Origin of the sequence: Streptomyces sp. P9-2 (assembly GCF_051903975.1) — a bacterium.
In the GTDB taxonomy this organism is placed as follows: domain Bacteria; phylum Actinomycetota; class Actinomycetes; order Streptomycetales; family Streptomycetaceae; genus Streptomyces; species Streptomyces cellulosae.
In genome coordinates, this window is record NZ_CP192634.1 from 284,905 (window position 1) to 305,572 (window position 20,668).

Genomic DNA, 20,668 nt, shown 5'->3' on the forward strand with positions numbered 1-20,668 from the left:
GGCCGGTGTCAGCCGGCGCTCTCGGAGGCGGCCGGCCGCTGCTGGACGCGGGCCAGCACGGCGGTGTCGAACTTGTCGGAGCGGTCGAAGCCGTAGACGCCGTTGCGCTCCTGGAAGACGTCGGTGAGCTGGGTGTAGCAGTAGCCGAACATGTCGGGGTCGTCGAGCAGGACGTCCACCAGCCCGGTGAAGCGCGTGATGAACTCCTCGACGGTGCGCGGGCGTTCGCCGTAGCCCCAGGACGACCCGGTCTCGTCGCCCGCGGCGGTGGCGGCGGCCTCGGCGTCCCACCAGATGCCGCCGAACTCGCTGCAGAAGTACGGCTGTCCGCGGTAGGGCAGCGACCAGGGGCGGCCGTCGGGGCCGGTGTTGACGTACGGGCGGTCCTCGGCGAGTCCCGCCATGGTCCTGGCGAACGCCTCCGGGTCCTGCTCGTAGCAGTGCGAGTCGTAGACGTCGGTCTCCAGGACGCGGTGGGCGTAGCCGGAGGCGTCGACGACGGGGCGGCTGGGGTCGGCCTGCTTGGTGGCGAGGAACATCGCCCGGGTGACGTCGTCGAGCTGGGTGATGCGGTCGTGCAGATGCTGGTACGTCTCGTTGAGGGGGCACCAGCCGACGATCGACGGGTGGGAGTGGTCGCGCTCGAGGGCCTCGAGCCACTGGGCGACGTAGCTGGCGTCGGGGCGCTGGTTGTCGTCGCGTACGCCGGTCTCGCAGCCCCAGTCGCCGAACTCGCCCCACACCAGGTAGCCGAGCCGGTCGGCGTGGTAGAGGTAGCGCTCCTCGAACACCTTCTGGTGGAGGCGGGCGCCGTTGAAGCCGGCGCGCAGGCCGAGTTCGATGTCGCGGACCAGGTCGGCGTCGGTGGGGGCGGTCATCAGGCCGTCCGGGTAGTAGCCCTGGTCGAGGACCAGGCGCTGGAACACCGGTTCGCCGTTGATGAGCACACGCTTGCCGTGCAGGGCGACCGAGCGCAGGCCCGCGTAGGAGGTGGCCTCGTCGACCATGGCGCCCTCGGCGTCGAGGAGCTGGAGGCGCAGGTCGTACAGGTGCGGGTCGGCCGGCGATCAGGTGCGCAGCCGGTCCTCGGGGACGGTCAGCACCAGGCGGGGGCACAGGTCGAGGTCGGCGCGGGCCGTGGCGGTCACCACCTCGCCCTCGGCGTCGCCGAGCACGGCGCGCACACGGTGGCCGGGCAGGTTGCCGGTGACCGGGAGGTCGAGGTGGAAGGAGCCCGAGCCGAGGTCGGGGGTGATGCGGGGGCGCTTGAGGCGGGCGGCGGCGGGGACGGGCTCCATCCACACCGTCTGCCAGATGCCGGTGGTGCGGGTGTAGTGGCAGTGCGAGTTGGCGTACCAGGTGGCCTGCTTGCCGCGGGCCTGCGGGCCGTGCCGGGAGTCGCGGGCGCGGACCACGATCACGGCCTCGTCGCCGGGGCCGGCGACGCCGCGCAGCTCGGCGGTGAAGGGGGTGAACCCGCCGCGGTGGCGGGCGACTTCGGTGCCGTTGACCCACACGGTGGCGTCGTGGTCGACGGCGCCGAAGTGGAGCAGGACGTCGTGGCCGGCCCACTCGGCCGGGACGGTGACCGTGCGGCGGTACCAGACGGCCTCCATGAAGTCGGTGTCGCCGATCCCGGACAGCTCGGACTCCGGGCAGAAGGGCACGACGATCTCCCCGGCGAGGTCGCGGTCGCGCAGGCCCCGTTCCAGTCCGCTGTCGCCGCGGTCAGTCTCGAACTGCCAGCGGCCGTTCAGGTTCAGCCACGCCTCGCGGACGAACTGGGGCCGGGGGTACTCGGGACGCGGGACGTCCGGGGGCAGGGCCGTGCTCATACTGCTCCTCATCACTGCTGGTGCGCGGGTGCGCTGCGGACTGGGGCCATGCGACCATACGATTACATCGATGTAAATGGGAGTGGCGAAAAGTTTTCGGCGCGGCTCTCCGAGACTCCCCCGCCGTCGGCGGTTCCGCCCGCGGGGGCGGCCGTTACGATCCGGGAGGCGGCAGGAGGGCGAGAAGGGAAGCATGGGCAGGCCCAGGATCAAGGACGTCGCGGAGTACGCGGGCGTCTCGGCGAAGACGGTGTCCAACGTCCTCAACGACTACGAGCACGTCTCCGAGCGGACCCGTACCGCGGTGCGGGAGGCGATCGACGCCCTCGGCTACCGGGTGAACATCGCGGGCCGCCAGTTGCGCCGGGGCCGTACGGGGGTGGTCGCGCTGGCCGTGCCGGAGCTGGACATCGCCTACTTCGCGGAGCTGGCCAAGCACGTCATGGCCGAGGCGGAGCGACGGGGCCGCACCACGCTGCTGCTGGAGACCGGCGGGCGGCGGGAGAAGGAACTCGCCGCCGTGCAGGGCTTCGACGCGCAGTTCACGGACGGGGTCATCCTGTCGCCGCTCGCCCTTCAGCCGCGCGACCTCCAGGACCGGGACACCCGGCTTCCGCTGGTGCTGCTCGGCGAGTGCAACCTGCCCGGCAGCGCGGACCACGTCGCCATCGACAACGTGGCCGCGGCCCGCGAGGCGACCGCGCATCTGCTGGCGCGGGGGCGGCGGCGCATCGCGGTGGTCGGCGGTGATCTGCGCGGCGGGCTGAACACCGGCCGGCTGCGCACCGTCGGATACGAACAGGCGCTGACCGAGGCGGGCCTGGCCGTGTCCGAGGAGCTGGTCCTGCCGGTGCCGGCGTTCCGCTGGGCCGACGGCGCCGCCGCCGCGCGCGGCCTGATGCGGCTCCCGGAGCACCCGGACGCGCTGCTGTGCCTCAACGACCACCTGGCGCTCGGTGCCGTACGCGCGCTGCACGAGGACGGCTGGTCGGTGCCGCGGGACGTGGACGTGGTCGGCTTCGACGACATCGAGGCCACGCGGTACAGCATCCCGACGATCACCTCGGTCGCCCCCGACAAGCCGGGCATCGCACGACGGGCGGTCCGGCTGCTGCTGGACCGGATAGAGGCGGACGGCGACGGGGGTCCGGCGGTGGACGAGACGGCGGGGCACCGGCTGGTGGTACGGGAGAGTTCGGGCGGGTAGGCGCGGGGCCGGCCTGCGGGTGCCGGAAGGCGCGGAGGGCGAGGGGCACAAGACTCACGGGCGAGTTTCAGGACGTCACGGAACCCGCCTCCGGACCCCCGTCCGGAGCCTTGTCATCGTCCGGTCACGGCGTGTATAACGTTGTAAAACTTGAGCCCGGCGGCCTGGCACACGACTCTCGCGGTGACGGCACCGCCATCCGCACCCGCCTACCGGGTCGGGCCGCTCACGAAGGGATTGCCGTGCGGGTCAGCCTCAAGGACGTCGCCGCGCACGCGGGGGTCTCCATCAAGACCGTCTCGAACGTGGTGAACAACTACCAGCACGTCACACCTGCCATGCGCGAGCGGGTCCAGCGGTCCATCGACGCGCTCGGCTACCAGCCGAATCTCGCGGCGCGGCACCTGCGCAAGGGCCGTACGGGCATCATCGCGCTCGCGCTGCCCGAGCTCGGCAACCCGTACTTCGCCGAGCTGACCGCGTCCGTCATCGACGCGGCCTCCCAGCACGACTACATCGTGCTGCTCGACCACACCGGCGGCTCGCGCGACCAGGAGCTGCTGGTGAGCCAGGGCTTCCGGGCCCGCGTCATCGACGGACTGATCCTCAGCCCCATCGAGCTGGAGGCGGAGGATCTGCGCGACCGCGACCAGGACGTGCCGCTCGTGCTGCTCGGCGAGCGGGACTACGACCTGCCGTACGACCACATCGCGATCGACAACGTCGCCGCCGCGCGTGACGCCGTGCGGCATCTGATCGAACTGGGGCGCCGCGAAGTGGCGTTCATCGGCGCGCGGCGCGACCGCAGCGAGCCGGCGCAGCTCCGTGTGCGCGGCTGGCGCGAGGAGCTGACGACGGCGGGGCTGCCGGCGGACGAGGGGCTGGTCGCGGCGGTCGACGGCTGGGGGCACGCCGACGGGGCGCGGGCGATGCGGCACATCCTGGACAGCGGCCGGCGGCCGGACGCGGTGTTCGCGTACAACGACCCGATGGCGATCGGCGCGATGCGGGTGCTGCACGAGCGAGGGCTGCGGGTCCCCGAGGACATCGCGGTGGTCGGCTTCGACGACGTGATCGAGGGCCGCTTCGGCGCGGTGACCCTCACCTCGATCTCCCCGGACAAGGCCGCGATCGGCCGCCTGGCGGTGGAATCGGTCCTGGCCCGCCTGGGCAACGACGCCCCGGAGCCGCGCCGGATCTGGGCGGACTACCAACTGGTCCAGCGGGAGAGCACGTTGGGACGTCCGGGCGCGCCCTGACGTCCGCACCGCCTCAACTCGGATGTCCGGCCGCGCCACTTGAGGTGCCGTCACAGTACGCGCTTACCGCGAGCGCGCGCTTCCGCGCGCCCGTGACCCCCTTCGAGGCACCCCCTGCCCCACCTTGTGCGCGAGGGGTTTACAGCCTCCTTCCAACGATGTAAAACCTCCTTGGCGGCGCACCGGACGCCGTTGTGCACAGGGGGAGCAGCTCCACCATGCGCGTCCTTCGGGCTCCCCAGTTCCCTTTCAGCGTCACCCGGATCGGGGTCACCATGCAGCGCACCACTCACCGTTCCCTTCTCCTCGCCCGTCCCGTGCTCGTGGCCTTGGCCGCCGCCGTGGCCCTCACCGCGACGTCCTGCGCCAAGTCGGAGGACGACGCGGCGGACGGCAAGAAGTCCACGGCCGCCGCCGACGCCGGCCAGAAGGTGGCCGAGCCGAAGCCGGGCAGCAAGACCTGCGCCATCGACGCCTACGGCGGCAAGAAGATCGATCTGAAGGACGCCACGGTCGGCTTCTCCCAGTCGGAGAAGGAGGCCAACCCCTTCCGTATCGCCGAGACGCAGTCCATCAAGGACGAGGCCGCCAGGAGAGGCGTCAAACTGCTGACGGCCAACGCCCAGTCGCAGTTCTCCAAGCAGATCAGCGACGTCCAGGACCTGCTCGCCAAGGGCGCCGACCTGCTGGTGATCGCCCCGCTGAACTCCGACGGCTGGGACCCCGTCCTCCAGGCCGCCGCGGCCAAGAAGGTCCCGATCGTCACCATCGACCGGAAGATCAACGCCACCGCCTGCAAGGACTACGTGTCCTTCATCGCCTCGGACTTCGTCGAACAGGGCCGTCGCGCCGCCGACCAGATGATCGAGGCGACCGGCGGCAAGGGCGAGGTCGCGATCCTGCTGGGCTCGGCGGGCAACAACGTCACCACCGAGCGCACCAAGGGCTTCAAGGAGCGGATCGCCGAGAAGGCCCCGGACCTGAAGGTGGTGTTCGAGCAGACCGGTGACTTCACCCGTGAGAAGGGCCAGCAGGTCACCGAGCAGCTCATCCAGTCGAAGCCCGGCATCAAGGGCATCTACGCGGAGAACGACGAGATGGGCCTGGGCGCGGTCGCCGCGCTGAAGGGCGCGGGCAAGAAGGCCGGCGACGTCAAGATCGTCACGGTGGACGGCACCCGCAACGCCGTCCAGGGCGTCGTGGACGGCTGGATCAGCGGTGTCATCGAGTCCAACCCGCGGTTCGGCCCGCTGGCGTTCCAGACGCTGGACGACTTCACGCAGGGCAAGGACGTCGCGCAGGACATCATCATCCAGGACGGCGCCTACGACGACGGCAACGCCGAGCAGGACCTCGGCAAGGCCTACTGATCCCGTCGCGGGGGCCCGCGTCACGCCGGGCCCCCTGTCCGTCCGTCACCCTTTCCCATCCTGGAGGCACAGGTGGCTCCCCCCGCCGAAGTCCTCGCCGTCCGCGGACTGAGCAAGACGTTCCCCGGCGTCCGGGCCCTGGACGACGTGGACCTGACCCTGCACGCCGGTGAGGTCCACGCCCTGATCGGCGAGAACGGCGCCGGCAAGTCGACACTCATCAAGCTCCTCACCGGGGTGTACCGGCCCGACGCCGGTGACATCGTTTTCCAGGGCTGTCCGGTCTCCTTCGCCACCCCGCTGGAGGCGCAGAAGGCCGGCATCTCGACGATCTACCAAGAGGTCAACCTCATCCCGCTGCTCAGCGTGGCCCGGAACCTGTTCCTGGGCCGTGAGCCGCGGAACCGTTTCGGTCTGCTGGACTTCGCCCGTATGCACCGCGAAGCCGAGGAGACCCTGCGCGGCTACGGCGTCCGTGTCGACGTACGGCGGCCGCTGCGCAGTCTCGGTGTGGGCGCGCAGCAGATGGTCGCGCTGGCGCGGGCGGTGGCGAGCGAGGCGCGGATCGTCATCATGGACGAGCCGACGTCGTCGCTCGAACCGCGGGAGGTCGAGACGCTGTTCTCGGTCATCCGCCGGCTGCGCGACGAGGGCATCGCCGTCGTCTACGTCAGCCACCGCCTGGACGAGCTGTACGCGGTGTGCGACACGGTGACCGTGCTGCGGGACGGCCGCCGCGTCCACCACGGCAAGCTGGCCGACCTGGACCGGCTGTCCCTGGTGTCCACCATGCTGGGCCGCGAGCTGGGCGAGGTGCGGTCGGAGGGACTGACGAAGTTCACCGGCGAGCACCACGCCACGGACACCCGCCCGGTGCTGGAGGCCACGGACCTGACGGTCCCCCACCAGCTGCACGGGGTGTCGGTCAGCATCCGGCCGGGCGAGGTGGTCGGGCTCGGCGGGCTGCTCGGGTCCGGGCGCACCGAGACGGCGAAGGCCATCTCCGGTGCGCTGCCGTTGAGTTCGGGCCGCGTGGTGGTGGCGGGGGCGCCCCTGCGCGGGGGTTCCACGCCGGCCGCCATCCGCGCGGGCGTGAGTCTGCTGCCGGAGGACCGCAAGAGCGAGGGGATCGTGCCCGGCCTGTCGGTCCGGGAGAACATCTCGCTGGCCGTCCTCCCCCGCCTCTCCCGCTTCGGGCTGGTGTCCGAGGCGCGTGTCGACTCCATCGTGAACACGTTTATCGAGCGGCTGCGCATCAAGGCGTCCTCACCCCAGCAGAAGGTCGGCGAACTGTCCGGCGGCAACCAGCAGAAGGTGCTGCTCGCCCGCTGGCTGGCGATGAACCCGAAGGTGCTGCTGCTCGACGAGCCCACCCGGGGCATCGACGTCGGCGCCAAGGCCGAGGTGCAGAAGCTCGTGGACGAACTGGCCGCGGACGGCCTGGGCGTCCTGCTCATCTCCTCCGACCTGGAGGAACTGATCGAAGGGTCCGACCGCGTGGTCGTACTGAAGGACGGTGCCGTCGTCGGCGAGCTGACCGGCGACGAGGTCACCGAGGACAAGCTGATGCGGACCATCGCCGGGGAGGCCCCGGCACGGGACGCGGGCGGGGAGGCGGCCACCGATGGCTGAAGCCGCTCTGAAGACCGTCCCCCTGGACAGGGCGCGCGCCCTGCAGTGGCTGCAGAGGTACGGCGTGTACGCCGGTGTGGCACTCCTGCTGGTCGTCAACATCGTGATCACCCCGCACTTCCTGTCCGCGGAGAACTTCCGCACCCAGGCCGTGCAGGTGGCGCCCGTCATCATCGTCGCGCTGGGCATGGCCCTGGTCATCGGCACCGAGGGCGTCGACCTGTCGGTGGGCGCCGTGATGGCGCTCGCGGCCTCGGTGACCGCGCTCTACCTGGGCTACGGACTGGTGCCGGCGCTGCTCGTCGTGGCGCTGTTCGCCGCCGGGGCGGGCCTCGCCAACGGGGCGCTGGTGGCACTGGTCGGGGTGCAGCCCATCGTGGCGACCCTCGCCCTCATGGTGGGCGGGCGGGGCCTGGCCCTGGTGCTGCTGCCGCAGCTGAAGGACCTCCGCAACCCGCAACTGGCGTCGCTCGGTTCGGGTGACGTGCTGGGCATCCCGTACCTGATCCTGATCGCGGCCGTGCTGGCGCTGCTGGTGGCGTTCACGGTGCGCCGCACCACCTTCGGACGGCAGCTGCTCGCCATCGGCGACAGCCGTCCCGCCGCGCAGCTCGCCGGCCTGCCGGTGCGCCGCGTGCTGATCGTGGTGTACGTGGTGTCCGCGCTGCTCGCCGCCGTGGCGGGCGTGCTCGCCACGGCACGGCTGCAGGCCAGCGACCCGACGTCGCTGGGCAATCTGATGGAGCTGTCCGCCATCACCGCCGTCGTGGTCGGCGGCACGCCGCTCACCGGCGGCCGGGTGAACATCGCCGGGACGGTGGCGGGCGCGGTCCTCATCCAGCTGCTCACCGCCACCCTCATCAAGCACGATCTGCCGCCGTCGTGGACGCAGATCGCGCAGGCCGTAGTGATCGTGGCCGCGGTCTACGCGGCGCGGGGACGGGGGAAGCGATGACCGTCACGAAGACGCAGGCGCCGGTGAGCGTGGACGAGGGCAAGCGGGCGGCGGGCGCGGAGCCCGTGGGGTCGGCGCGGTCGGAACGGCTGAGCGCCCTGGTGCAGCAGCACGGCGCGCTCGCGGTGCTCGTCATCGTCTCGCTGGTGGCGACGTTCAGCTTCGACTCGTTCGCGACCGGCGACAACGTCAGCAACATGGCGACGAGTTCGGCGTTCCTCGCGATCGTCGCGCTCGGCATGACGTTCGTGATCATCACCGGCGGCATCGACCTGTCGGTGGGCTCGCTGTTCGCGCTCGGCGGGGTGCTGGCCGCCTGGGGGTCCCGGCACGGGACGCTGGTGGCGCTGTTGCTCCCGCTGGTGGTGTGCGGGGCGGTCGGCGTGGTCAACGGGCTGCTGGTGGCCCGGTCGCGGCTCGCGCCGTTCATCGTCACCCTGGCGGCCATGCTGGGCGCCCGGGGTCTGATGCTGGCGATCACCGACGAGGGCGCGAACACCTACCTGATCGGCAAGGGCTCGTTCCTCGCCGAGCTGGGGCAGGGCACCACGCTCGGCCTGGGCAACCCCGTGTGGATCATGCTGGCGCTGTTCGTCGCCGGGGCGGTCGTGCTGCGGCGCACCCGGTTCGGCCAGCACGTGTACGCGGTCGGCGGCAACGAGGACGCGGCGGCGCTGATGGGCGCGCCCGTGGCCCGCACCAAGATCCTCGTCTACACGCTGTCCGGGGTGCTGGCCGGTCTCGCCGGCGCGCTGAACGCCGCGTGGCTCGCCTCCGGGGTGACCATCCTCGGCAACGGCATGGAGCTGGAGGCGATCTCCGCCGTGGTCATCGGCGGCACCCTGCTCACCGGCGGGCTCGGCTACGTCAGCGGGTCGCTGGTCGGGGTGCTGCTGCTGAAGGTGATCCAGAACGTCATCAACCAGATCGGCTCCCTGGACTCCTCCTACCAGCAGGTCGTCAGCGGCGCCTTCCTCGCCGTGGTGGTCGTCGCCCAGACGTGGCTGGGCCGCCGACGGCAACTGATGTAGACCCCGGACGCGGTGACGGGACGCCTAGGCTCCCGTCACCGCGTCCGGTACGGCGGCCGGTCACGCTCCTCGCGCGGCCGGCCGCCTTCCGCACGCGCGCGTCTCCCGTCCTCACCGCGCGAGGAGTGACGCTGCGGCGGACGCACCCGCGCCGTCGCGGGTCGCGACGGCGTCTGCGCACAGATTCGGTCCGCAGTCCTTCAGCGTCTGCCCGGCATCAGTCCCGCAGCCTCCGGGCCCTGGGCCGCCGGGACCGTCAGGACCGCATACGCAGCCGAGGCGGCCCGCCGGTCGGACGGCTGGGACCGACTCGGCGCCTCATCTGCCGCAGGCTGCCATCATGCTCGAATGGCCCACGACATCGTGTTCTTCCTCGCCCCTGACGACGAGACGGCCGCCTCGACACGCCTGAACGGACCCGGCAAGGGCTTGGAGTCTGTGACCTGCCACTTCATCGAGCCGGACAGTGCCATCGCCGAGTGGGACATGTACTTCGAGGCGCCTTCGGCCGAGCCCCCGCCGCTTGAGCAGCTCCATGCGTGGCGGCCGTGGCCGGAGTGGGTCACCGCCCCCTTGAACGACGGCGTTGAGGTGCTCGCCCTGCCGAAGCGCCTGACCCGGGCGCTCGGCACGGCGAGTCCCGCCGAACTCGAAGAGCTCGCAGACCGCTGGATCACGCGGCTCCGGTCCGAGGACGGTGACGACATGACCGACGATGATCTCCTTGCGGTCTTGCAGGGCGTTGCCCGCCTCGCAGCATCCGCGGCGCATACGGGCGGCGGCCTCTACAGCTGGAGCTTCTGACCGTCCCCCCGCGAGGGCCGCTCGTACAGGGAGCGAACGCAGGGGTTCTCGACGGATTCCGCGTGGCCTGCGCGGGGCCGTAGGGCCGTGGGAGCCATCAGGACCACCGACGTGAACAGCCGAAGCTACCGGCGACGAGGCCGTCCGACGGATCGTCCCCGGCCTGGCCGACGCCTCCCGGGCGGCACGCGCACCTACGGCTCCCCACCCTCTTCACCGAGAGCGCCAAGGGGCGGTGGGGGCGCCCTGGACGCCCTGAGCCGTGTCCGCCGGGAACGCGAGAGGGGGCGGGCGCCGTGGCGTCCGCCCCCTTCGTCACGCCGGGGTTACGGCTTCTCCGCCTCGTGGAGGGCGGTCACCTCCTCGGCGGTGAGGGCCCTGTCGTAGGCGTGGACCTCGTCGACGGAGCCGTTCCAGAAGTCGGTGTCGCCACCGTTCCACTTGGCGCGGCCCACCGCCAGCGGCCCGGAGCCGACATAGTTCGGACCGCCGGTGACGGTGGCCGCCCTTTTGCCGTCGACGTACAGGGTGATCTGGTCGGTGGCGCCGTCGCGCACACCTACGAGGTGGTACCACCGGCCCAGTTCGGGCCGCGTCTCCAGGCGGGCCCGCTGGCCGCCGGGGGTGCTGAAGGCGAACGCGCCCTGCCCGTACTGGAGGTAGAACGGGCTGGCCTGGCGCCGGCCGTCCTGGCTGACCGCCGTGGCGTAGTTGCCGGGCAGCGCGTCGAGGGTGACCCAGGCGGAGACGGTGTAGCTGCCGGTGGTGTCGAGGACCGGTCCCTCCGTCTGGGCGAACTGGGCCTGCCCGTCGAACTTCAGCGCGCTGCCGCTGACTCCGGTGGTCCAGGTGGCGCCCCCGGTGAGGGTCAGCGCCTTGCCGTTGGGGCCGTCGTCCTTCGCGGTGGTGCCGGCGCCCTCGTCGAGGGACCAGCGGCCGCCGCCCTTGAGCTGTTCCCGCTCACCGGCGGATGCGCCGGCCGCGATCACCTCGAGGTTGACCGCCCGGACCTGCTTCGGGTCGACCTTGATCTCCCGGCGGTCGTACGTGTAGAGGCCGTTGAGCTCGTTCTCCAGGTCGGTGATCTGCGTGTACACGGAGCCGGACAGCTCCGCGGCGGCCTGGTCGAGGTAGAACCTCTCGGTGTTCTCCACGTACTTGCGGGTCAGCGCCTCCTTGCTGTCCACGCCGCTGTAGATGACGGTGGGCGGGCCGGGCCACATGTGCCCCGGGGTGCGGAGGGTGAAGCCGCCGTGCTCGCCGTCCATCGCCGCGCGGTGGTCGGGGAAGGGCGGGTCCTCGTTGGTGTAGTCGTGGTGGTCGATGATGTCGCCGGTGCCGGAGTCGCCCTTGCTGTTGCAGCAGTTGACGCCGCTGTGGGCGTTGACGACGCGGGACGGGTCGGCGGCCTTGACGGCCTCGGTGAGCTTGCCGGTCTCCTGCCGGTCCCACTCGCCCCAGCCTTCGTTGAAGACGATCCAGCCGATGACGGAGGGCGAGTTGTGGTGCTGGCGCATCATCTCGCGGCCCTGGTCGACGAACGCCTGCCGGCCGTTCGCGCTGGTGAGGTTGCCGGAGACGAAGTCCTGCCAGACCAGCAGGCCCAGCCGGTCCGCGTGGTAGAACCAGCGCGGCGACTCCACCTTGATGTGCTTGCGGACCGCGTTGAAGCCGAGCTGCTTGTGTGCCTTCAGGTCGAACGCCAGGGCGTCGTCGCTGGGCGCGGTGTAGAGCCCGTCGGGCCAGAAGCCCTGGTCCAGGGTGGCGAGGGAGAACACGGGCTTGCCGTTGAGGACGAGCTTCTTGTAGCCGCCCACGTCCTCTATGCCGATCTTCCGCATGCCGAAGTAGCTGTCGACCGTGTCGGTGGACCGGCCGTCCTTCAGCGTGACGTCGAGGTCGTAGAGGTACGGGTCGTCCGGGCTCCACAGGTGCTGGTTGGCGACGGGCAGCTTGAGCTGCTTGTTGGCGGGGCCGGTCACCTTGCCGACGACCTTGCCGCGGTGGTCGCGGGCGACGGCCTCGACGCGGGCCCGGGCGGACGCGTCGGCGGACTCGACGGTCACGGCGAGGGTCCTGGTGTCGATGTCCGGCGTCGTGACGACGTTGTCAATGGGCGTCTCGGGGACGGGCTCCATCCAGACCGTCTGCCAGATGCCGGAGGACTGGGTGTACCAGATGCCGCCGGGGCTGGTGGACTGCTTGCCCACGGGCTGGTCGGGGCCGCCGGTGTCGGTGACCGCGACGACGATCTCCTGGGGGCCCTTGCTCTTGAGCGCGTCGGTGATGTCGGCGCTGAACGCGTTGTAACCGCCGGTGTGTTCGGCGACCTTCTTCCCGTTGACCCAGACGCGGGCCTGGTAATCGACGGCGCCGAAGTTCAGCTTGAGCCGGTCCTCGCCGCTCTTGCCGACCTTCCAGTTCCTCGGCACGTCCACCAGCTTGCGGTAGAACATGTGGTCCTCGTGCCGCTCGATCCCGGAGAGCAGCGACTCCGCAGGGAACGGCACGATGATCTTCTCGTTCAGGTTCCTGCCGAAGACGGGCTGCTCCCCCGCCCTCGCACCGCTGAACTGCCAGGGGCCGTTGAGGTTCTTCCACTGCTTGCGGACCTGCTGGGGGCGCGGGTACTCGGGCAGCGGGTTGTTCCTGTCCACCTTGTCGCCCCACGGGGTGGTGAGGCGGTGGGCGGAGACGTTCTCGGCGTAGCGGGCGATGCGGGGCACTGCTTCGCCGCCGGCGGTGAGGCCGCCCTCGCCGTCGTAGACGACGCGGACCGTCTGGGCCTTCTGGACCGCCTCGGAGAGGGTGACCTGGAGGGAGTCGGGGTCGCCGGGGACGGTCTTCACCGACTTGACGGGCAGGGCGGTGGTGTCGGCCTCGACCTTGAGGTGCTCGGCCGCCCGCGCGAGGTCGCCCACCGGGCCGTCGAAGCGGGCGCGCAGGGTGCGGCCGTCGCGGCCGACGGTCAGTTCGACCGGGTAGACCTCGAAGTCGGCGGGCGGGGTGAACGCCGTCATCGGCACGAGCTGCTTGGGGAGCGTCGGCGTGGACCAGCGCAGGTACATGTTCGACCCGCCGAAGTCCTGGAACATCTCCATGCGGAAGTCGTACGTCCTGCCCGCCGTCAGCTTCACCGGGGCGCTGGTCTGCTCCCGGTCCCAGTCGGGTTCCCAGTGGTCGATGACGGGCTCGCCGTCGATGGAGAGGCGGAAGCCGTTGTCGCCGATGGCGTAGAAGGTGTAGTCGTCGGTCGCCGGGACCTCGATCTGGCCGGTCCAGCGGGCGGTGGTGTGCTCCGTCCGCCCGGTCAGCTCCTCGAACGTGCTGGTGAGACCGGCGAAGTTGATCTGCGGCTCGAGCTGGGTCCCGCCGAGTTCGGCGAAGTCGCGGGCGCCCGGCGCGGACATGCGGAAGTACTCGCCCTTCAGCCCGTGCACGGTGACGTCGGCGTCCGCGGCCCGGGCGGCGGAGGCGCCGCCGGCCGCGGCCGGTGCGGCGGCCGTCGCGGCGGGCGCCAGGGCGCCCGTGGACAGGGCCAGCGCCGTCACGGTCAGCACGGCCCACCATCTGGATCTCGGGCGGGTGAGTTGTCTGGTCATCGAACCTTTCCTCGCGCTGGGTGCATGGGGCCACGGCGGAGCGAGGGCGCGGCCGTCAACTCCGCCGACTGTTCTTCCAACGTTGGAAATCCGGTGTGCAGCGGAATGACAACACGCGGTGGGACGGCTGTCCAGGCTTTGCGCAGAGGTGACTGTGCGTCAACAGGTGTGGCGTGGACGGATGGTGGCCGCCTCGGTTGATGAGGCGGCCACCGTCCCGGTCAGTTCGCGGTGCCGGCGAAGGGGCCGTCGTCCGCGAAGGCGTGGGCGGCGAACCGCTTCCCGATGAGCCGGTGGGCGGCCGCGTCCGGGTGGAGCCCGTCGGGCAGCGGGAGTGCGGCGTGGTCCTGCTCGCCGTAGAGGGTGCGCCCGTCGAGGTAGGACAGGTTCGGGTCCTCCTTCGCGCGTGCTTCCACGACCCGCTCCAGTTCCTCGCGTACGACGTTCAGCGTCAGCTTGCCCTCGGCCCGCTCCTCCGGGTTGCCCGAGGCGGTGAAGGCGAGCTTGCCCTCGGCGAGCCGGCTGAAGTCGAAGGCCGTGGGGCCCGGCGTGTCCTCGTGCATGGGGCAGAGGATCGGCGAGACGACCAGCAGCGGGGTGTCGGGGTGGCCGTCCCGGATGGTGTCGAGGAAGCCGTGCACGGCGGGGCCGAGCGCGCGCAGCCGCATCAGGTCGGTGTTGACGAGGTTGATGCCGATCTTGAGGCTGATCAGGTCGGCGGGCGTGTCGCGCATGGTGCGGGCCACGAACGGGTCGAGCAGGGCGCTGCCGCCGAAGCCGAGGTTCACCAGCTCCACGTCGCCCGTCGTCGCGGCGAGTGCGGGCCAGGTGGTGGTGGGGCTCGCGGCGTCGGAGCCGTGGCTGATGGAGCTGCCGTGGTGCAGCCAGGTGCGGCGGCCGGAGGCGGGCGCGGGCCCGACCGGGGCGTCGGTGCGCAGCGCGACGAGCGCGGTGAGCTCGTTGTACGGCAGCCAGATCTCCACGGTCTTGGGGGTGTCCGGCAGCCCGTCGAAGCGGACGGCGCCCGCCGGTCCGGAGCTCATCTCGGCGTTGCCGGTCGACATGTCGATGGTGACGGTGTTGCCCCCGGTCGCGGACGCCTGCCCGGCGGGCCGCCCGTCGACGAGCAGGTCGTACAGACCCTCGGGGCGGGGCGGGGCGCCGGTGTAGACGCGCTTGGTGGGGACGGTCTCCAGCTCGACGACGGTGGCGCGGGTGCGGAAGACCAGGCGGACGCCGGAGGGCTGGGACTCGGCCATGGCGAGCTGTCCGTCGGAGCACTGGGCACGCGCCCAGGCGGGCAGGCGGTGCGGGAGCAGTCCGTCGGGGGTCTCCTCCAGGTCGAGGGCGCCGCGTACGAGGTCGGGGGTGATGGGGGTGGTGAGCGTGGCGTGCGATGCGGAGGGCATGTCCGGGTCGTCTTTCGGGGGAGGTGGGTGGAGGTGAAGGGGGCGCCGCCGGTCAGGGCGCGGGCGGCCAGCTGCGCAGGAGGGTGTCCAGCGCGTCGAGGACGCGGGACCAGGTCTCCTCCGTGTCGGGGGCGCTGTGACTGAAGCCGCCGCCCATCTCGATGCTGACGTAGCCGTGGAAGACGCTGCCGAGCAGGCGGACGGCGTGGGTCTGGTCGGGTTCGTCGAGGTCGTAGCCGCGCAGGAGGGCGCGGGTCATCTTCGCGTGCCGTACGCCGGCGCTGGCCGCGGCGGTCTCCGGGTCGAGCCGGAACTGCGCGGCCGCGTACCGGCCCGGGTGCTCGCGCGCGTAGTCGCGGTAGACGTTCGCCAGGGCGACGAGGGCGTCCTTGCCGGCGCGTCCGGCGAGCGCGTCGGCGGCGCGGTCGGCGAGTTCCTCCAGGGCGAGGAGGGCGATGCGGGTCTTGAGGTCGTGCGAGTTCTTCACGTGCGAGTAGAGGCTCGCCACCTTGACGTCGAAGCGGCGGGCCAGCTCCGAGACGGTTACCCGGTCGAAGCCCACCTCGTCGGCGAGGGTTGCGCCTGCCTGGGCCAGACGCTCGGTGGTGAGACCTACTCGGGGGGTCATGGGCGTGGCGTCCTTCCGTTTGGCTAACGTAAGCATGCCCACGCCTAAAGGTTTTAGGCAAAGAGGTGAGAGGTGAAGCTGGTCACCTTCCGAGTGCAGGTGGTCGGGGGATCGGCGCGCAGTTCTCCGCGCCCCTCTGGGGCGTTTCGGACATCCGGTGTCGACTGGCGGGCCCGGTTTTCCAAGGCTCGTACCCCCGTCGGCATGTGGCGCACGGGGAGGACGTCGGCCGAAATACGTGTGTTCGATATGCGCACTTCTCTCGTTGGGTCTCGTGTCGTCGCCCTCACCCCTCTGACCAGCAGGGAGAAGTGCCGTGACCCGAACGACCGCCCAGGCCGTACCGCCTCCTCCGCCCGCCGAGATCACCTTCTCCGGACACCAGTCCGTGAACCCGCTCGGCCAGATCGGCTTCCGTGCCCTGTGCTCCCAACTTCCCAAGGTGCTGCGGCGGATCTGCGTCATGGCGTGGCGCATCGACCGCCGGGCCGTGGTGCTGCTCCTCGTCTGCCAGCTGGTGACCGGCGTGTCGGCGGCGGTCCTGCTCACCGCGACCGCACAGGCCATGGGCCCGCTGCTGGACGCCGGTGAGGTCGGTGACCGGCTGCGGGAGGCGCTGCCCGCGCTGCTCGTCGTCGCGGCGGCGAGCGCCCTCACCCGCGCGTCGGTCGCGCTGGCCTCCTACGCCGAGCGGCGCATCACCCCGCGGCTGACCACGGAGACCGACTGCGCGCTGGTCGAGGCCGTGTGCCGGGTGGAGGCCGAGGCGTACGCCGTGGACGGGTTCGCCGACCGCCAGGAGGCCGCCGAGATGGGCGTGATGCGCACGCACGTGATGGTGATGGACGCCCAGCGGTTCATGGCGGCGCTCATCAGGATGGTCACCGCCTGCGGCGTCCTGTCCGTCCTCAACCCGCTGATGCTGCCGCTGCTCCTGCTGGCCGTCGCCCCGGCGGGCGCGGGCGCCGTCCTCACCGCGCGTGTCGACTACGAGATCCACTACGCCAACATCGCCGACCGCACCGTGCGCGGCATGACCCGCTGGTGGGCGACCACACCGAAGTACGCCGACGAGGTCCGCGCCAACGGCATGACGGACTACCTCCTGTACTGGTACCGCGCCCTGTCCGAGCGGGTGGACAAGAGGTCGCTGACGGCGGCCCCGCGGACCCTGCGGATCGCCCTGCTGTCGTCCCTCGCCGGCGGCGCGTTCCTGGTGCTGACCTGGGCCGGCCTCGCCTGGCTCACGGCCTCCGGGCGGATCGCCCCGAGCGTCGCCGCCACGGCCGTGATCGCCGTGCAGACCACCCTGGCCGCGCTGTCCCAGGTCGTGATGAACGGCGCGGCGGTGTTCCACACCAGCCTGTACCTCAGCGACATGCAGGCCTTCCTCGACGACGCCGCCGCCCGCGCTCCCCGGCGAGGTCCTGCGGAGGTCGCGTCGCCGGTGGACGAGATCCGCCTCGAGGAGGTCACCTACCGCTACCCGGGCAAGGAGACGCCGGCCGTGGACGGCGTGTCGCTGACGCTGCGGCGCGGGGAGATCCTCGCCGTGGTGGGTGTCAACGGGTCCGGGAAGAGCACCCTGACCCGCCTGGTCACCGGCATCTACCTGGCGGACAAGGGCCGGGTCACCTGGGACGGCGTCGACCTGGCCGGCGCCGACCCCGCGTCGGTGTGGCGAAGCACGGGTCTGGTGCCGCAGATCTTCGCCCAGTGGCCGCTGCGGGTGCGGGAGAACGTGACGCTCGGTCAGCCGCGGGGCGCGGACGACCACGAGGTGTGGGAGGCGGTCGACGCGGTCGGGATGCGGGAGGCCGTGGAGGGACTGTCGGCCGGGCTCGACACGCTGCTCGCGCGGGAGATCTTCGGCGGCGCCGAGCTGTCCGGCGGCCAGTGGCAGCGGCTCGCCTGCTCGCGGGCGCTGTACCGGCGGCCTCCGCTGCTGATCCTCGACGAGCCCACGTCGCAGATGGACCCGCGCGGGGAGCACGGCATCTTCGAGCGGATCAAGGCGATCGCGGCCGACCGCATCACCATCGTGGTCACCCACCGCCTGGAGAACACGAGGATCGCCGACCACATCGTCGTCCTGGAACAGGGCCGCATCACCGAGCACGGCACCTACGACGACCTGGTCCACGCGGGAGGCACCTTCGCGGACCTGCTGCGGCTGTCACAGGACCGCTGAGACCGGCCCCTCCCCCGTCAGGTGTCGCCCGCGTCCGTGGCCGGCGCCTCCTCGCGCAGGACCGGGGCGCTGCGCACCAGGCGTAGGGACGTGGTCAGGAGGAGGCCGCCCACGACGTTGCCGAGGACGGCCCAGCCGAGCCAGGCCAGCCAGTCGGCGTACCCGTAGGGGGTGCCGCCGGCGTGCAGGCCCGCGAACGCGATGAGGGAGTCGAGGACCGAGTGCCACAGGCCGAGTCCGGCCAGGATGAACGCGGCGGACACCGACGCGGTGATCTTCCCGGTCATGGACTCGGTGCCGTGGTGCATCCGGGTCATGAGGGTGATGACGCCGCCGCCCAGCACGCTGAGGCAGAAGGTGCCCAGGGTGTAGCCGCCGTCGACGAACCGCGTGCCCGTCTCGGCTGCCGTGGAGTGCAGGTCCGGGAAGGCCTCCGTCACGATCCACATGAACGCCCATCCGCCGACGAGGTTCATCACCAGGACCGTCACCCACAGGCGCAGCAGGTCGAGCCAGGTGGCCGCGCCGGCGATCACGGTGCTGACGGGGACGAGGAAGCCCTCGGTGAACAGTTCGCTGTGACCGAGCAGCAGGGCGATCAGCCCCACGGAGAAGGCCAGTCCGGCCAGGAGGTCGCTGCCCGTCTCGTGCTTGACGTACAGCAGCGTCATGACGCCGACGCTCACGTCGATGCCGCCCAGCAGCGCGGTGGCCACCAGCGTCGCCCAGGTGCGGTGCAGACGCGGCCGGCCCTCGGCGACGATCCGTTCGGCGGCCTCGGCGACGCGGTGCTCCCCGGGGCCTTCCATGATCTGGTCGTCAGGCTCCATGGCGGCGCTCCGCGGCCGGGCCCGGGGTCAGTCGTCGAGCAGGGCGGTCGGGGTGTCGGGGAACAGCCGGGTGAGTTCCAGGTCGGGTCTGACCTCGGTGGCGAGCATGAGCAGGCGCAGCGGCTGAGGTGCCAGGTTGGTGACCGTAATCCTGCGCACCGGACCCTCCGGCGACCGCTCCTCGAACAGCAGGTGCAGTCCGGCGACGTCCATGAAGCGGGCGTGCTCCAGGTCCCAGACCAGTTCGGTCACGCCGGGCGGCAGCGCGGCGGCTGCGGCCCGGAGCAGCGGAAGGGTGTCGTAGTCGATCTCTCCGTGCACGGCGATGCATGCCGTGGAGCCGTCGATCCGTGTGGTGAAGTGCATGGCGGGCTTTCCCCCTTCGAGGGGGTGGTGAGCCCAAAGGCGATGCGCACCCCGGGGTGCGGCAGCCGACGATGGCGGGGGCTGGCTGCCCGGGAAGGGGGCGACGCCCAGAACCCACGAGTCGGCACCATGACGCCGACCAGTCTCGTGTTCCCCCATCATGGCACGGGGAGTTGACAAGGCCATACGATGCCATCATGATCCACCCTTCGGATGATCTTCCGCCGCAGGCGTTTCGACGCGCGATTCTCAGCGGTTCCGAGTTCGAGGAGCGCATCGGGTACGCCCGTGCCGTGGTCGACGGCGACCGGGTGCACGTGTCCGGGACCACCGGCTTCGACTACTCCACGATGACGATCTCCGACGACGTCGTGGAGCAGGCGGAGCAGTGTCTGCGTAACATCGGCGCCGCGCTGGCGGAGGCCGGCTGCACGTTCGCCGACGTGGTCCGGGTGCGCTATCTGCTGCCGGACCGGGCGGACTTCGAGCCGTGCTGGCCGGTGCTGCGCCGGTGTTTCGAGGAGGTGCGGCCGGCCGCGACGATGATGGTCTGCGGTCTCGCCGATCCCCGGATGAGGATCGAGATCGAGGTGGACGCCCGCCGTCCGTCCGGCGCCGGCTGACGCGTCCGCGCCCTGTCAGCCCTGCGTCGGGGTGAGCAGCACGAAGTCGGCCTTGAACGGGTCGAGACACAGGGCCATCCGGCCGACGCCCTCGGCGTCCACGGGGCCCATCTGCACGGTGCCGCCGTTCTCGTTCACCTGGGCGACGGCCGCGTCGCAGTCGGCGACCGCGAAGACGGGGTGCCAGTAGGGCCGCCCGCCGGCCAGGGACAGGGCGTCCTCGCCGACCTCCAGCAGACCGCCGTGCATCCGGTCCTCGGGCTGGCCGGCCGGGGTGATCAGGGTGTACGTGCCCTCGCCGCCCGGCATCGGCATGTCGGTGAACCGCCAGCCGAAGACGTCGCCGTAGAACCGCCGCGCCCCGGCCGCGTCGCTGGTGTACAGCTCGGTCCAGCACAGGGAGCCGGGCGCGTCGACCAGGTCGACGCCCTTGCTCTCGCCGGGCTGCCACACGGCGAACTGGCCGCCCAGCGGGTCGCTGTACTGGGCCATCCTGCCCCACTGCTCGATGTCCGTCGGCGCCACGCGGACGGTGCCGCCGCCCGCCTCGACGGCCCGGGTGGTGGCGTCCGCGTCGGCGACCGTGTAGTAGATCATCCAGGCCGGGCGGGCGCCCTCCTCGGTGAGCCTGCCGAGGCCGGCGACCATCTTGCCGTCCTTGCGGAACATGCCGCCCTCGATCTCCTCGCCCATCGGCTCGTAGTCCCAGCCGAGGACCGCGCCGTAGAAGGACGCGGCGGCCGGGACGTCGGGGACGCCGACGTCGAGCATGCAGGGCGAACCGGGGACGAAATCAGTGGTGATCACCGCGAGGTCCTTTCGGAGACTCCGTTCGGACTCAGCGTGCCACCGGGCGGCCCGGCCCGCCCTCCGGCTTCGCCGTCCGGGCGTCCCGGACGGCGAAGCGCCTCGGACGTGGGCCTTGC

The 20,668-nt window shown here is 71.5% G+C and carries 15 protein-coding genes and 1 pseudogene; 9 read left to right on the forward strand and 7 right to left on the reverse strand.

Annotated features, from left to right (window positions below):
- Positions 1-8 precede the first annotated feature (8 nt).
- A pseudogene (locus tag ACQY0Z_RS33960) lies at positions 9-1,835 on the reverse strand (glycoside hydrolase family 2 protein).
- Positions 1,836-2,028: 193 nt separating this feature from the next.
- On the opposite strand from ACQY0Z_RS33960, the gene ACQY0Z_RS33965 reads away from it, so the two are divergent.
- From ACQY0Z_RS33965 to ACQY0Z_RS33995, 7 genes are all read left to right on the forward strand, one after another.
- Complete coding sequence (locus ACQY0Z_RS33965; RefSeq protein WP_189900021.1) at positions 2,029-3,042, forward strand: LacI family DNA-binding transcriptional regulator; 1,014 nt, start codon at positions 2,029-2,031, stop codon at positions 3,040-3,042.
- Between the two features lie 242 nt (positions 3,043-3,284).
- A complete protein-coding gene (locus ACQY0Z_RS33970; protein ID WP_381728733.1) occupies positions 3,285-4,301 on the forward strand; it encodes a LacI family DNA-binding transcriptional regulator in 1,017 nt (338 codons plus the stop codon).
- Positions 4,302-4,576: 275 nt separating this feature from the next.
- On the forward strand, positions 4,577-5,671 hold the full coding sequence (locus tag ACQY0Z_RS33975) for a substrate-binding domain-containing protein (RefSeq protein ID WP_189900017.1): 1,095 nt from the start codon (positions 4,577-4,579) through the stop codon (positions 5,669-5,671).
- Positions 5,672-5,743: 72 nt separating this feature from the next.
- Positions 5,744-7,303, forward strand: a complete 1,560-nt coding sequence (locus ACQY0Z_RS33980; protein ID WP_439813490.1) for a sugar ABC transporter ATP-binding protein — start codon at positions 5,744-5,746, stop codon at positions 7,301-7,303.
- Positions 7,296-8,258, forward strand: a complete 963-nt coding sequence (locus tag ACQY0Z_RS33985; RefSeq protein ID WP_189900013.1) for an ABC transporter permease — start codon at positions 7,296-7,298, stop codon at positions 8,256-8,258. Before ACQY0Z_RS33980 ends, ACQY0Z_RS33985 begins: the two co-directional genes overlap by 8 nt.
- A complete protein-coding gene (locus ACQY0Z_RS33990; protein WP_189900011.1) occupies positions 8,255-9,289 on the forward strand; it encodes an ABC transporter permease in 1,035 nt (344 codons plus the stop codon). The genes ACQY0Z_RS33985 and ACQY0Z_RS33990 overlap by 4 nt, the downstream gene beginning before the upstream one ends.
- Positions 9,290-9,637: 348 nt before the next feature.
- The gene (locus tag ACQY0Z_RS33995) at positions 9,638-10,093 is read left to right on the forward strand and encodes a hypothetical protein (RefSeq protein ID WP_189900009.1); all 456 of its coding nucleotides are present in this window, start codon (positions 9,638-9,640) and stop codon (positions 10,091-10,093) included.
- Between the two features lie 326 nt (positions 10,094-10,419).
- Here the strand turns inward: ACQY0Z_RS33995 and ACQY0Z_RS34000 are convergent, their stop codons facing one another.
- The 3 genes from ACQY0Z_RS34000 to ACQY0Z_RS34010 all read right to left on the reverse strand — a co-directional run bounded on the left by ACQY0Z_RS34000 (position 10,420) and on the right by ACQY0Z_RS34010 (position 15,732).
- A complete protein-coding gene (locus ACQY0Z_RS34000; RefSeq protein ID WP_439813491.1) occupies positions 10,420-13,695 on the reverse strand; it encodes a LamG-like jellyroll fold domain-containing protein in 3,276 nt (1,091 codons plus the stop codon).
- 221 nt (positions 13,696-13,916) lie between these two features.
- Positions 13,917-15,104 (reverse strand): GDSL-type esterase/lipase family protein, encoded by a 1,188-nt coding sequence (locus ACQY0Z_RS34005; RefSeq protein ID WP_189900008.1) that lies wholly within the window; start codon positions 15,102-15,104, stop codon positions 13,917-13,919.
- Positions 15,105-15,156: 52 nt separating this feature from the next.
- Positions 15,157-15,732 (reverse strand): TetR/AcrR family transcriptional regulator, encoded by a 576-nt coding sequence (locus ACQY0Z_RS34010; RefSeq protein WP_381728783.1) that lies wholly within the window; start codon positions 15,730-15,732, stop codon positions 15,157-15,159.
- Between the two features lie 316 nt (positions 15,733-16,048).
- Between ACQY0Z_RS34010 and ACQY0Z_RS34015 the strand changes: the two genes are divergently transcribed.
- A complete protein-coding gene (locus ACQY0Z_RS34015; protein WP_347224516.1) occupies positions 16,049-17,923 on the forward strand; it encodes an ABC transporter ATP-binding protein in 1,875 nt (624 codons plus the stop codon).
- A 17-nt stretch (positions 17,924-17,940) separates the two neighbouring features.
- On the opposite strand, the gene ACQY0Z_RS34020 is transcribed toward ACQY0Z_RS34015, so the two are convergent.
- Together ACQY0Z_RS34020 and ACQY0Z_RS34025 are read right to left on the reverse strand one after the other, a co-directional pair.
- Positions 17,941-18,753, reverse strand: a complete 813-nt coding sequence (locus ACQY0Z_RS34020) for a formate/nitrite transporter family protein (RefSeq protein WP_439813492.1) — start codon at positions 18,751-18,753, stop codon at positions 17,941-17,943.
- 27 nt (positions 18,754-18,780) lie between these two features.
- Positions 18,781-19,119 carry an STAS domain-containing protein gene (locus ACQY0Z_RS34025; RefSeq protein ID WP_137207316.1) on the reverse strand — a complete coding sequence of 113 codons (339 nt, stop codon included), beginning with the start codon at positions 19,117-19,119 and terminating at the stop codon, positions 18,781-18,783.
- 197 nt (positions 19,120-19,316) lie between these two features.
- Between ACQY0Z_RS34025 and ACQY0Z_RS34030 the strand changes: the two genes are divergently transcribed.
- Complete coding sequence (locus tag ACQY0Z_RS34030; RefSeq protein ID WP_439813493.1) at positions 19,317-19,742, forward strand: RidA family protein; 426 nt, start codon at positions 19,317-19,319, stop codon at positions 19,740-19,742.
- A 15-nt stretch (positions 19,743-19,757) separates the two neighbouring features.
- On the opposite strand, the gene ACQY0Z_RS34035 is transcribed toward ACQY0Z_RS34030, so the two are convergent.
- A complete protein-coding gene (locus ACQY0Z_RS34035) occupies positions 19,758-20,549 on the reverse strand; it encodes a VOC family protein (protein WP_137207318.1) in 792 nt (263 codons plus the stop codon).
- Positions 20,550-20,668: the final 119 nt, after the last annotated feature.

Bases quoted from the DNA above. Each gene is read 5' to 3' on its own strand.
- ACQY0Z_RS33965 (WP_189900021.1), top strand. From the start codon at position 2,029: ATGGGCAGGCCCAGGATCAAGGACGTCGCGGAGTACGCGGGCGTCTCG.
- ACQY0Z_RS33975 (WP_189900017.1), top strand. From the start codon at position 4,577: ATGCAGCGCACCACTCACCGTTCCCTTCTCCTCGCCCGTCCCGTGCTC.
- ACQY0Z_RS33985 (WP_189900013.1), top strand. From the start codon at position 7,296: ATGGCTGAAGCCGCTCTGAAGACCGTCCCCCTGGACAGGGCGCGCGCC.
- ACQY0Z_RS33990 (WP_189900011.1), top strand. From the start codon at position 8,255: ATGACCGTCACGAAGACGCAGGCGCCGGTGAGCGTGGACGAGGGCAAG.
- ACQY0Z_RS33995 (WP_189900009.1), top strand. From the start codon at position 9,638: ATGGCCCACGACATCGTGTTCTTCCTCGCCCCTGACGACGAGACGGCC.
- ACQY0Z_RS34000 (WP_439813491.1), bottom strand. From the start codon at position 13,695: ATGACCAGACAACTCACCCGCCCGAGATCCAGATGGTGGGCCGTGCTG.
- ACQY0Z_RS34005 (WP_189900008.1), bottom strand. From the start codon at position 15,104: ATGCCCTCCGCATCGCACGCCACGCTCACCACCCCCATCACCCCCGAC.
- ACQY0Z_RS34010 (WP_381728783.1), bottom strand. From the start codon at position 15,732: ATGACCCCCCGAGTAGGTCTCACCACCGAGCGTCTGGCCCAGGCAGGC.
- ACQY0Z_RS34020 (WP_439813492.1), bottom strand. From the start codon at position 18,753: ATGGAGCCTGACGACCAGATCATGGAAGGCCCCGGGGAGCACCGCGTC.
- ACQY0Z_RS34025 (WP_137207316.1), bottom strand. From the start codon at position 19,119: ATGCACTTCACCACACGGATCGACGGCTCCACGGCATGCATCGCCGTG.
- ACQY0Z_RS34030 (WP_439813493.1), top strand. From the start codon at position 19,317: ATGATCCACCCTTCGGATGATCTTCCGCCGCAGGCGTTTCGACGCGCG.